The sequence below is a fragment of the Paraburkholderia kururiensis JCM 10599 = LMG 19447 genome, assembly GCF_003986935.1.
In the GTDB taxonomy this organism is placed as follows: domain Bacteria; phylum Pseudomonadota; class Gammaproteobacteria; order Burkholderiales; family Burkholderiaceae; genus Paraburkholderia; species Paraburkholderia kururiensis.
On the sequence record NZ_RJZE01000004.1, the window covers coordinates 150,385 to 162,240 of the forward strand.

The 11,856-nt window shown below is 64.9% G+C and carries 9 protein-coding genes; 4 read left to right on the forward strand and 5 right to left on the reverse strand.

The window, feature by feature from the left end:
- Positions 1-2 precede the first annotated feature (2 nt).
- The 3 genes from PKKP23_RS06160 to PKKP23_RS06170 all read right to left on the reverse strand — a co-directional run bounded on the left by PKKP23_RS06160 (position 3) and on the right by PKKP23_RS06170 (position 6,259).
- The gene (locus PKKP23_RS06160; RefSeq protein WP_126876220.1) at positions 3-3,170 is read right to left on the reverse strand and encodes an MdtB/MuxB family multidrug efflux RND transporter permease subunit; all 3,168 of its coding nucleotides are present in this window, start codon (positions 3,168-3,170) and stop codon (positions 3-5) included.
- Positions 3,171-3,176: 6 nt separating this feature from the next.
- On the reverse strand, positions 3,177-4,649 hold the full coding sequence (locus PKKP23_RS06165) for an MdtA/MuxA family multidrug efflux RND transporter periplasmic adaptor subunit (RefSeq protein ID WP_126876221.1): 1,473 nt from the start codon (positions 4,647-4,649) through the stop codon (positions 3,177-3,179).
- 779 nt (positions 4,650-5,428) lie between these two features.
- A complete protein-coding gene (locus PKKP23_RS06170) occupies positions 5,429-6,259 on the reverse strand; it encodes an IclR family transcriptional regulator (protein ID WP_126876222.1) in 831 nt (276 codons plus the stop codon).
- A gap of 652 nt (positions 6,260-6,911) precedes the next feature.
- On the opposite strand from PKKP23_RS06170, the gene PKKP23_RS06175 reads away from it, so the two are divergent.
- Genes PKKP23_RS06175 through PKKP23_RS06185 form a run of 3 tightly spaced genes read left to right on the forward strand, consistent with a single transcriptional unit; the run spans position 6,912 to position 9,736 of the window.
- Positions 6,912-7,586 (forward strand): response regulator transcription factor, encoded by a 675-nt coding sequence (locus tag PKKP23_RS06175; protein ID WP_126876337.1) that lies wholly within the window; start codon positions 6,912-6,914, stop codon positions 7,584-7,586.
- Between the two features lie 50 nt (positions 7,587-7,636).
- Positions 7,637-9,034, forward strand: a complete 1,398-nt coding sequence (locus PKKP23_RS06180; protein WP_126876338.1) for a sensor histidine kinase — start codon at positions 7,637-7,639, stop codon at positions 9,032-9,034.
- Positions 9,035-9,055: 21 nt separating this feature from the next.
- Positions 9,056-9,736, forward strand: a complete 681-nt coding sequence (locus PKKP23_RS06185) for a response regulator transcription factor (RefSeq protein WP_126876223.1) — start codon at positions 9,056-9,058, stop codon at positions 9,734-9,736.
- Positions 9,737-9,793: 57 nt separating this feature from the next.
- Here the strand turns inward: PKKP23_RS06185 and PKKP23_RS34015 are convergent, their stop codons facing one another.
- The gene (locus tag PKKP23_RS34015) at positions 9,794-9,949 is read right to left on the reverse strand and encodes a hypothetical protein (RefSeq protein WP_168724532.1); all 156 of its coding nucleotides are present in this window, start codon (positions 9,947-9,949) and stop codon (positions 9,794-9,796) included.
- A 91-nt stretch (positions 9,950-10,040) separates the two neighbouring features.
- Positions 10,041-10,316: a DUF4148 domain-containing protein gene (locus PKKP23_RS06190; RefSeq protein ID WP_017776493.1), complete on the reverse strand. Its 276-nt coding sequence runs from the start codon at positions 10,314-10,316 to the stop codon at positions 10,041-10,043.
- A gap of 350 nt (positions 10,317-10,666) precedes the next feature.
- Between PKKP23_RS06190 and PKKP23_RS06195 the strand changes: the two genes are divergently transcribed.
- Positions 10,667-11,848 carry a porin gene (locus tag PKKP23_RS06195; protein ID WP_126876224.1) on the forward strand — a complete coding sequence of 394 codons (1,182 nt, stop codon included), beginning with the start codon at positions 10,667-10,669 and terminating at the stop codon, positions 11,846-11,848.
- Positions 11,849-11,856 lie beyond the last annotated feature (8 nt).

Genomic DNA, 11,856 nt, shown 5'->3' on the forward strand with positions numbered 1-11,856 from the left:
GCTTATGCCTCGGGCGTCGTGGCCGAAGTGCTGCTGCCTGTGCCGCCGCCCGTGCCGTTGTTTTTGCCGCTACTGCCGCCGCTTTCCATGCCGAACCGCTCACGCAGCCGGCGCGCGAGCGAATCGAAGCCGAGGTAGATCACGGGCGTCGTGAAGAGCGTGAGCAACTGGCTCACGATCAACCCGCCCGCAATCGCGATACCGAGCGGCCGGCGCAGTTCCGAGCCCGCGCCTGTGCCGAGCATGAGCGGCAGCGCGCCCAGCAGCGCCGCCATCGTCGTCATGAGAATAGGGCGGAAGCGCAGCAGACACGCCTGGTAGATCGCTTCGCGCGGCGGCTTGCCTTCTACGCGCTCGGCCTCCAGCGCGAAGTCGATCATCATGATGGCGTTCTTCTTCACGATGCCGATCAGGAGCACGATGCCGATGATGCCGATGATGTCGAGGTCATGGCCCGTCAGCATCAGCGCGAGCAGCGCGCCCACGCCGGCCGAAGGCAGCGTCGAGAGAATCGTGATGGGATGGATGAAGCTCTCGTAGAGCACGCCCAGCACGATGTACATCGTCACGATGGCCGCGAGAATCAGGAACAGCTCGTTGGAGAGCGATGCCTGGAACGCGAGCGCTGCGCCCTGGAAGCGCGTCTGGAACGACGCGGGCAGGCCGATGTCCTGCTCGGCCTGGTCGATCGCCTTGACCGCCGCACCGAGCGAGGCGCCCGGCGCGAGGTTGAACGACACCACGGTGGCCGGGAACTGCGAGAGGTGCGTGACGAGCAGCGGCGCCGCACGCTCGTGAAAGCTCGCGATGGCCGAGAGCGGCACCTGCCCGTTGGTGGCGGTGGAAGATGGCAGGTAGATCGAGTTGAGCGAGTCCGTGTAGTGCTGCATGTCCGGCTGCGACTCGAGAATCACGCGGTACTGGTTCGACTGCGTGAAAATGGTCGAGATGATGCGCTGGCCGAACGCGTCGTAGAGCGCGTTATCCACGGTGGCCGGCGTGATGCCGTAGCGCGAGGCGGTGGCGCGGTCGATCTCGATGTAGACGGACTGGCCGTTCTGCTGAAGGTCGGTGGCAACGTCGGCGAGTTCGGGCGACTGCTGCAGACGGCGCACGAGCTTCGGCACCCACGTCGCGAATTCCGCGATGTTGGGCGTGGTGAGCATGAACTGGTATTGCGTGGGGCTCACCGTCGAGTCGATCGTGAGGTCCTGCACGGGCTGCATGTAGAGCGAGGCGCCCGGGAAGTGCGCTACCTGCTGCTGGATCTGGCGGATCACTTCGCTTGCCGTGTCGCTGCGCTCGTCGCGCGGCTTCAGGTTGATGAGCATGCGGCCGCTGTTGAGCGTGATGTTGGTGCCGTCCACGCCGATGAACGAAGTGAGGCTTTCCACGTTCGGGTTCTTCAGCACTTCGGCGGCGAGCGCCTGCTGGCGCTCGGCCATCGACTGGTACGAGACCGACTGCGGCGCCTGCGTGATGGCCTGAATCACGCCCGTGTCCTGCACGGGGAAGAAGCCCTTCGGCACGAAGACATACAGTACGGCGGTGAGCACGAGCGTGCCGAGCGCCACGAAGAGCGTCAGGCGATGGTGGTCGAGCACCCAGCGCAGCGCTACCGAATAGCGTTCGATCACGTAGTCGATGAACGCGTGGGCGCGTGCTTCGAAGCCGCCGTTCTCTTTCGGCGGCGTGTGGCGCAGCAGCTTCGCGCACATCATGGGCACGAGCGTGAGCGACACCACCGCGGAGATCACGATGGTGACCGCGAGCGTGATGGCGAATTCGCGGAACAGGCGCCCCACCACGTCGCCCATGAAGAGCAGCGGGATCAGCACCGCGATCAGCGACACCGTGAGCGAAATGATCGTGAAGCCGATCTGCTTCGAGCCCTTCAGCGCCGCTTCGAGCGGCGTGTCGCCTTCCTCCACGTAGCGCGCGATGTTTTCGATCATCACGATGGCGTCGTCCACCACGAAGCCCGTGGCGATGGTGAGCGCCATCAGCGAAAGATTGTCGAGCGAGAAGCCGCACAGGTACATCACGGCGAGCGTGCCGATCAGCGAGAGCGGCACCGAAAGGCTCGGAATGATGGTGGCGTAGATGTTGGCGAGAAACAGGTACATCACGAGCACGACGAGCACCACCGACATCAAGAGCTCGAACTGCACGTCGCGCACCGAGGCGCGAATGGTCGTGGTACGGTCAGTGACCACCTTCACGTCGAGCGAGGCCGGCAGCGACTGCTGCAGCGTGGGCAGGAGCCGCTTGATGCTGTCCACCACCTGGATCACGTTCGCGCCGGGCTGGCGCTGCACGTTGAGAATGATGCCCTGCGTGTTGTTCGCCCACGCGCCGAGCTTGGTGTTTTCCGCGCCCTGGATGATGTTGGCCACATCCGTGAGCATCACGGGCCGGCCGTTGCGGTAGGCGACCACGGCGCTCTTGTAGGCCTCGGCGTCGGTCAGCTGATCGTTCGCGTTGATCGTGTAGTTGCGCGTGGGGCCGTCGAAGTTGCCCTTCGGCGTGTTCACGTTGAGGTTCGCGATGGTGGTGCGCAGGTCGTCCAGATTGAGCCCGTAGGCCGCGAGCGCGCGCGGGTTGGCCTGAATGCGGATGGCGGGACGCTGCCCGCCCGACAGCGAAACGAGCCCGACGCCCGCCACCTGCGAGATTTTCTGGCCGAGCCGCGTGTCGGCGAGATCCTGGATCTGCGTGAGCGGCAGCGTCTTCGAGGTGATGGCGAGCGTGAGAATGGGCGCGTCAGCCGGGTTGACCTTCGCGTAGATGGGCGGCGCGGGCAGGTCGGAGGGCAGCAGGTTGCCGGCTGCGTTGATGGCGGCCTGTACCTCCTGTTCGGCGACGTCGAGCGGCAAGTCCAGGCTGAACTGCAACGTGATGACCGACGAGCCCGCCGAACTCTGCGACGACATCTGGTTGAGCGACGGCATCTGCCCGAACTGCCGTTCGAGCGGCGCGGTGACCGAAGACGTCATGACCTCGGGGCTCGCACCCGGGTAAAACGTTTGAACCTGGATGGTCGGGTAATCCACTTCGGGCAGCGCCGAGAGCGGCAAGAAGCGCAGCGCGACGAGGCCGACCAGCATGATCGCCGCCATCAAGAGGGCGGTGCCGACCGGGCGCAGGATAAAGGCGCGGGATGGATTCATGCGGCGTTACTGGTTGGCGGCGGCTTGCGAGGCGTGGCGGCGGTGGCCGTGAGCGCCCGAGGCACCCGAGGCACCCGAGGCTGCGTAGGCCCCTGACGCACCCCGCCCACCCGACGCGCCACGCGGCATGTCGGCCGGGATCGTGATCTTCGCGCCTTCGCGCAGGCGGTCGGAGCCGTCGATCACCACGCGCTCGCCCGCGGCAAGGCCGGACTTGATGCTCGAGCGTTCGCCGTCCACCGGCCCCACCTTGACCGGACGCACCGTGACCGTGTTGTCCGGCTTCACGACATAGACGAACTGGCCCATCGATCCGTTCAGCACGGCCGAGGTCGGCACGATGACCGCATTTTTCAGTACGTCCACGAGCAGGCGCGCGTTGACGAACTGGTTCGGGAAGAGCCCGAGCCCAGTGTTTGGGAACAGCGCGCGCAGTTTCACGGTGCCCGTGGTGGTGTCGATCTGGTTGTCCACGGTTTCGAGGTAGCCGCCTTCGAGCGACGTGGTGTTGCTGCGGTCGTAGGCCGTGACCGACATCTTCGTGCCCGTGTGCAGCTGCTTCATGATGGCGGGCAGGTTGTCCTCCGAAGTGGTGAACACCACGCTGATGGGCTGGATCTGCGTGAGCACGACGATGCCGTTGGTGTCCGAGGGCGTCACGTAGTTGCCCGGATCCACCTGGCGCAGGCCGACGCGGCCCGAGGCGGGGGCCGTGATGCGCGCGTAGGCCAGATCCAGCTTGAAGGTGGCGACGTTGGCGCGGTCGGACTTCACGGTGCCCTCGTACTGCTTGACGAGCGAGGCCTGCGTGTCCACCTGCTGGCTCGCGATCGAGTCCTGCGAGAGCAGCGTCTGATAGCGCTTGAGGTCGAGCCGTGCCGTGGCGAGCAGCGCTTCGTCGCGTGCCAGCTGGCCCTCGGCGTTCGCGAGCGAAATTTCATAAGGGCGCGGATCGACCTGGGCGAGCACGTCGCCTTGCTTCACCATCTGCCCTTCCTTGAAGTTCACCGACTGGAGCGTGCCCGAAAGCTGGGTGCGCACCGTGACGTTGGCGAGCGGCGTGACGGTGCCGAGCGCGGTAATCACGATCGGCATGTCGCCGGGCGACGCGGTGGCCACGTGAACGGGCTGCGGCATGTTGGCGAACGCGCCGGGGCCGCCGCGTCGCGCCATGGGGCTGCCCGGGCCACCGGCTCCGCTGGCGGCGCCGGGCGCGGCGGCGCCGCTTCCCGCGCTCCACGGATGCCAGCGCGCGATCACGATGCCGGCCACGATGAGCGCGACGACGAGCAGCCCAAGGGCACGGCTGCGGCCGCGCGGCTTTTGCGGCGGCGGGTTGCCGCCCGGCGAGCCTTGCGTGCCGTGATTGGCACGCGTGCCATGTGTGTCCTGAGGTCCGGTCGGCGCGGACGGCGTCCGCGATGCCTGGGCGGGCTCGTCGTTGCGCGGCGTGTCGAGAGGCTTTTGTTGTTCGTCCATCGGTCAGATCGGTAACTGGCGTGTAGGTGGAAGCGGCGCGGCCGCTGCGGCGGGCGCCTGCGGAGTGGTCACGTGGCGCGGGCGCCGGTCCCGCAGCGGTACGGCCGCCGAGGCGCGCGGAATCGGCTCGATGCTACGCGAGGAACGTGGAAGAAGCGGTGACGTTCCCGCGATGACGCTCATCGGAATGGGCGGTCAGGCCGCGCGGTGGCCTGGGTTGCGGTCTGCCCGGTGCGCCGGTCCGCGGCCTTTCGCTGGCCGCATGCGCCGCGCCTTGTCCTGGGAGGCTCGTTCTCGGCGAACGGGACGAAGAGGCGGCAACGGGTATCGGATGTGCAATCGGTTGAGTGAGCGGGTGTGGTCGGCATGTGCGGCAAAAACAGTGCAAGCGAACGGCGCGACAGCGGTGCATACGGCGCGTGGGCGCCGGACCGTGAGGATGCGGGCAGCGGACAGGGCAGCGGGACACTGCGCCGCGCAACGGCCCCTCGCTCGCGCCTCGCCGGAACGGCACGCAAGCCGCACCGGCGGCCGTGTCGAAGAACCATGATGCTACGTCCGCGCCCAAGTTACAGTCCAGCGACGTATTTTTCGGTGGATTACGCGCGGGTCATGCAGGCCGCGCGGGAGGTGTGGCTGGAGTGGCTGGCGCAGCTTCGGTGCCGACGGTGGCGTGATGGAGTGCCCGACGGCCGGGGTCGAACAAGAGGCGACCAGCAGACGGGCGCCGCCGCCCCTTGTCCCGCGGGCCAGGCCGCGAATGCGACAGACCGCCCGGCCTAGTTGTCCAGCCGCTGCCCCGGCGTGCCGCCGATCTCGCGCACGATGTTCGCAATGCATTCGGCGAGAGCCGGCACGGCGCGCTCGATCAGCCAGTCGCGCGGACACTGGTGCGCCGCTCCGCCGCAATTGACGGCGTAGCGCTCGCCGGCCGGCCCGACGAAGCCCGCGGCGATCGCATTGAGCCCTTCATGCCATTCGCCCGTCGCAATCGCAAAGCCTTGCGTCGCGGTCTCTTGCAGCGCTGCATCGAGCCGTCCGCCGATCAGCGCCCAGTCGTCGCCTGTGGCTGCCTGCAGCGCGACGAGCATCTTGTCGCGCTCGGGCGCGTCGAGCGCGGCCAGATACGCGCGGCCTACGGCGGTGCGCGGCATGTAGATTCGTGAACCCACTTCGAGCCGCGATACCAGCACCGCAGAGCGCGGCCGGATGGCGTCGATCACGACCATGTCGAGCCGGTCGCGCACGGCGAGATGGACCGAGAGCGCGGTGCGCTCGGCAAGCTCGATCAGGAACGGCCGGGAACGCGCCCGGATGTCGAGGTTGCGTAGAAAGCCATGCGAAAGCTCGAGCACGGAGGCCGTCAGCACGAAGCGTTCGCTGTCCGCGAGACGGAGCAGGAAGCCCGCGTTCACGAGCGTCGCAGTGATGCGTGAGAGCGTCGCCTTCGGGATGCCGGTCTGTTCGGTGAGTTCGCGGTTGCTGATGGGCGCGTGGGCTGCGGCGACGCAGCGGAGCACGGCAAGGCCGCGTGCGAGCGCCGTGACTTCGTCGCCGGATCCGTCCTTGTCTTTGGCGGGATTGGCGACCGGGTGGGGCGTCGTGGTCATGGTCAGTGTTTATGAAACATCATTTCAGTTTAGTTGAGCAACCTACGGAGGCCGGCATTGTCGATCTGGCCGCTCATCTCATATTGTGAGTCTCGTTCCGGGGCATGGGGTTTATCGTCGGAATGCTGATTTTCGCGACAGATCATTCTACTGTACCGCGGCGTGCCGTCCGGCGCGGGCGATGCGCGCAAAGCCAAATTTTTCTTGACTTCGTCAGCATAAATGGAAAAAATGGAACCCGATTTCGAATTGCCGCTTCGGTGCATCATTTATTGTCCGGCTCCCGATGTGTGTCAAAATATGCGAATTGCATAATATGCCGCGACAACCAGGACGCACAGGCGCTTTCATGCACGCTCCAGCCCGGCCGGCTGTGGTGCACTCCGTCCCCGCACGAGTCCTCCAGGACTTCGGATTACCGTCTCTCAGGTTCTAGCACGGCCCTCGGAATGGCTAGAACTTTTCAAGCGTCACGCGACAGCGTGGCGCTTTTTTTTCGCCCTGCGTTTCTCTCTCCGAACGGCGTCGATTCGATGGTTCGCGTCTACATCTCTGGCGCAAACATGAATTTATATTCATGAACCGGAGCGCGAGCCGACATCTCGACGCGGGTAAAATCCGCGCATCGAAAAAGGAATGCGATATGGCGCAATTGCGCGTACTGACCGTCGAAGATGATGCCGTCACGGCAAACGAGATCATCGATGAACTCAGGAAATGCGGTTTCGAAGTCGACTGGACCGACAACGGCAAGGAAGGCATGAGCCGGGCGATGAGCGAGCAGTACGATGCCATCACGCTGGACCGCATGCTGCCCGGCGTGGACGGCCTCACGATCCTCACCACCATGCGCACGATCGGTGTGCAGACGCCGGTGCTGATGCTCAGCGCGCTGGGCGATGTCGATGAACGTATTCGCGGCTTGCGCGCCGGCGGCGACGACTACCTCACCAAACCGTTCGATCCCGAGGAACTCACCGCCCGGCTCGAAGTGCTGCTGCGGCGTGCCCAGGCGCGAACCGTGGCGCCGCAGACGGTGCTGTGCGTCGGCCCGCTGAGCCTCGATCTCATTTCGCGCAAGGTGCGCCGCGACGACGAAGAAATCGCGCTGTTGCCCACGGAGTACCGCGTGCTCGAGTTCATGATGCGTCATGCGGGCAAGACGATTACGCGCACCATGCTGTTCGAGGCCGTCTGGGGTTATCACTTCGATCCCGGCACCAATCTGATCGACGTCCATATGGGGCGTCTGCGCAGAAAGATCGACCCGCCGGGCGTGGCGCCGTTGATCCAGACGGTACGCGGCGCGGGTTACATGATCGGCTGATCTATTAAGTACTCCCCTTGAACGAACTTTCTTCTTCCCCGCCGATCGGCGTGGGCCGGCGTTGGCACACCACGACATTCCGTTGGCTCTCGGGTTATGCGGCGATCTTTGCGGCTTCCATGACGTTGCTCGTGGGCGTCATCGCGTGGGCGGCGACGAACGCGATGGAGCACGACACCGACGACATCATGGCCTGGCAGCTCATCTACTTCGACTCCATACCCGACGTCGAACTGGCGGGCGCCATACACAGCCGTCTCGAACACGAACGGATGCACACGAACTTCTACGGCCTCTTCACGGCCGACGGCCGCCATATTGCGGGCGACGTCGTGCACTTGCCGCCGCGGCTCACGTTCGACCGCAATGGGCGAACGCTGCGCCACACCCTGAAACTCGTGGACGGACAGCAGTCTCCGATCGTGCGTGCCATGTGCGAACGGCGCGCGAACGGCACGATTCTGCTGGTCGCGCGCGACCTCACGCACATTCTCAAGATGCGAGAGGCCGTGATTCGGGCGCTCGTGATAGGTGGTCTTCTGGTCCTCGTTGCAGGTGTTGCCGGCGGGCTCGTACTGAGCGTGCGACAGTTGCGCCGCGTGCGCGAGATTCGGCGCGTCACGCAGCGCATTGCCCGTGGCGACCTCAATCAGCGGCTGCCGATTGGTGGACGCGATGAACTCGACATGCTCTCCCATCTCGTGAATCACATGCTCGAAGAAGTGGAGCGGTTGATGAGCGAGGTGAAGGGAGCGTGCGACGGCATTGCGCACGACCTGCGCACACCGCTTGCACACGTGCATACGCTGCTGGGACGAATCGCGGAGCGCACTGCGCAGTGCGGCGACGACGGCGTTGCGACCTTGCTCACGCGCGCGCGCAGTGAAACGGATACGTTGCTCGAGCGTTTTCGCGCCATGCTGCGCATCTCGGAGATCGGCGCGTTGCAGCGCAGAGGCGGTTTCGGTCGCGTCGATCTGCGTCTGCTCATTGAGGAGCTCGGTGAACTCTACGAGCCGCTGGCCGAGAGCCGGAACATGGGTTGGACACTGCTCGCCGAACCGGTCGATGAAATTCATGGCGACCGCGCACTGCTGTTCGAGGCGTTCAGCAACCTGCTCGACAACGCCATCAAGTTTTCGCCGGAAGGCGGGGCGGTGGGCATGACGTTGCGCGCAACGCCGTGGGGCCCGGCCGTCGACGTCTACGACGAGGGTCCCGGCATTGCACCCAACGAGCGCGATGCGGTTCTGCAGCGTTTCTATCGTAGCGAGCAGGGGCGTTACGTGCCGGGGTCCGGGCTCGGGCTCAGCATCGTATCTGCGGTCATGCGTGTGCACGATTTCACGCTGCATATCGAGGACGCGAACCGCCACGAGGTCAACGTGACGCACGCTGGTCCCGGCACGAAGATCACGGTCGAGTGCTGGCCGCGCGCGCTTGCGTGACCCGAACGGAGCCGTGACGCCATGCGAATCCTTCTTGTCTCCGCGCCGCACGCAGAGGGCGCGTGGCTGCATAAGGCATTGCGCGAAAGTACCCATAGCGTGCAACGGACCGAAGATTTGCGCGACGGCGTGTTTCTCGCCTCGCAAGAGCCCTACGACGTCATCGTGATCGTGGCAACCGAAGCGGCGGCGCTCACGCCCCTCGTGGAAACGTTGCCGCGCTTCGCGGCGGTCGGTGCGGCGTCGATCATCGTGCTGCTCGGCCGCGCGAGCGCCGGCGATCGGTCCAGAGTGCTGCGCGCGGGCGCCGATGCATGTTTCGACCAGCCATGGTCGTTCATCGAAATGCACGAACGGATGCAGGCGCTTCAGCGCACGGCAGCCGTGTCCCCGGTCCCGGCGTACGCGCCCGGCAGTATGCCGCGGCTCGATGGACTGACACGCGAACTGGTCGAGGAGCGCCGGCGCGTACCGCTGACCAAGCGCGAGTATCTGCTGATGGAGTGCCTGCTGCGTCAGACCAATGCGCCCGTGCCGCGCGAACAGTTGATTCGCTACGCGTGGCCCGAAAGGGAAGACATCGAACCGTCGAGCGTCAATCTCGTCGTGTCCAGGCTGCGTCGCAAGCTTGAGGCGCACGCGCTTCGCGCGCGCATCGAAACCGTCAGCCGGTACGGCTACGAACTGAATACCGGCCAATAGAAACAAAAGAAGGAGGGCAACGGCGTGGCGCCGTTGCCCTCAGGACGAACACGGTTTTCAGGAGCCGAAGTAGGGCACGCAGAAACTGGGCGGCCCCACGCAATCGGACTTTGCGCTGTTGGCCGGCGGCAGCGCGCAGCCGGCCAGCGCCGCGGCGGCAATCGCCGCGATGGCGTAGCGCGAAGACTTCTTCAAGAGGTTCATCGGGTTCAAGGTTGCCGCTCCACAGGCGGGCTATCCGGCGAGTACACGGGGCCTTGCCGGCGCCGCGTACGGTCGTGCCGCCTATGCGCAGGCAAAGCGATCAGTGAGCGTAGATGGTGGAATTGAGGTACGCGAGCTGCCCGTCCTTCTCTGCTTCCACGAGCTCCTGATAGACCTGAGCACGCGTTTTCTGCATGACAGGCTGCCCATAGGGCGGCACCCAGCCGCCTTGCGAAGGCGTTGCCGCGGTGTTCTGGGCGACTTGAGTGGCCGCCGTGGCCGGGCTCGAAGCGCTGGCGGACGGCGTGGACTGCGCGAAAGCGGACGTGGCCGAAGCGAGACCGACAAAGGTGGCAGCGATCAGCAGCGTTTTCATGTTGGCTATCCTCATTGACTGGATTGATGATCCGGTGTGCCAGGCAAGTTGTGCCGTTGCATTCCGGTCAGAGTCAGGATAGTGAGCAGCGCCTATCGAATTGAATGCGCGACCATGAAGAAAGTTTTAGAGATTGGCAGGCGCCGGGGAAGTGCTGGCGGCCGTTCTGAAAAAAGGGTGTCGCGCAGATGAACGAAGTTTCATTTTTCACCTGCTTTTTAACACGCCGCTGTCACCGCCCAATCCTACATTTTCCGCTCCCACCAGGCGGTGGCGAGGATGCGCATACGAGGCAAACCACGCTTCGCGAGGCGCAGGAGATTTCATTCTTTTCCGCGGAAAACTTGAACATGAAAAAAGCGTTGTTGACTACGCTCGCTGTGGCAGCGGGGACGGTTTCATCATTTGCCCACGCGCAAAGCAGCGTCACGCTGTACGGTACGGTCGATGCCGGTATCGACTACGTGAGCAACCAGAAGGGCGCCGCGGGTGCGGGACACAACAACTGGATCATGGAGTCCGGCAACCTGAGCACGGACCGCTGGGGCCTGCGCGGCTCCGAAGACCTGGGCGGCGGCCTGAAGGCCGTGTTCGACCTCGAAAACGGCTTCAATATTGCGAACGGCAAGCTCGGCAACGGCGGCGACGAGTTCGGGCGCCAGGCGTGGGTGGGGATCGGCAGCAACGCATACGGCACCGTTACGCTGGGTCGCCAGTACGACGCGCTGGTTGATTTCGTCGCGCCGCTTTCGGCCACGGGCTCCGGTTTCGGCGGCAACATTGCGGACCATCCCTTCGACAACGACAACCTCAACAACGACTTCCGCATGAACAATGCGATGAAGTTTCGCAGCGCGAATTACGCCGGTTTCTCGTTCGAAGGCGCGTACGCGTTCAGCAACATGGCGGGCGGCTTCTCGAACAACAACGCCTATACGCTCGGCGCGGCCTATGACGGCGGCCCGCTCAATCTTGCGCTCGCCTACTTCCAGTCGAACCAGCCGGGCGGCGTGAACAGCCCGACGAACACGGGCGGCGCGATGAGCAGCAACGACGGCAACGCGACCATCACCGGGGCGCGGGAACGCATTCTGGGCGCGGGCGGCCGCTATGCCTTCGGCAACGCGACGGTGGGACTCGTGTTCACTCGCACGACGGTCGACGACCCGCGCCAGATCGCACAGGGCGGCTCATACGGCGCAGTCAGTGGCGACTACCTCACGTTCAACAACTACGAACTGAATGGCCGCTACGCGCTCACGTCGCGCTTCAGCCTGGGCGGCTCGTATACGTTCACGGACGGACACTTCGGAACGGCGACGGGTGCTGTTTCGCCGAAATGGAATCAGTTCATGCTGCAGGCCGACTATGCGATGAGCCGCCGCACCGACCTCTATTTCGAAGGGGTGTACCAGCACGTCTCGGGTGCGGATGGCATCGCGGTGCTCGGCAACGCGTCGATCTATTCGCTCGCGGCGTCGTCGAACGACAAGCAGGTGGTGGTGGCGGCCGGTATCCGCCATCGTTTCTGAGGCAAGGG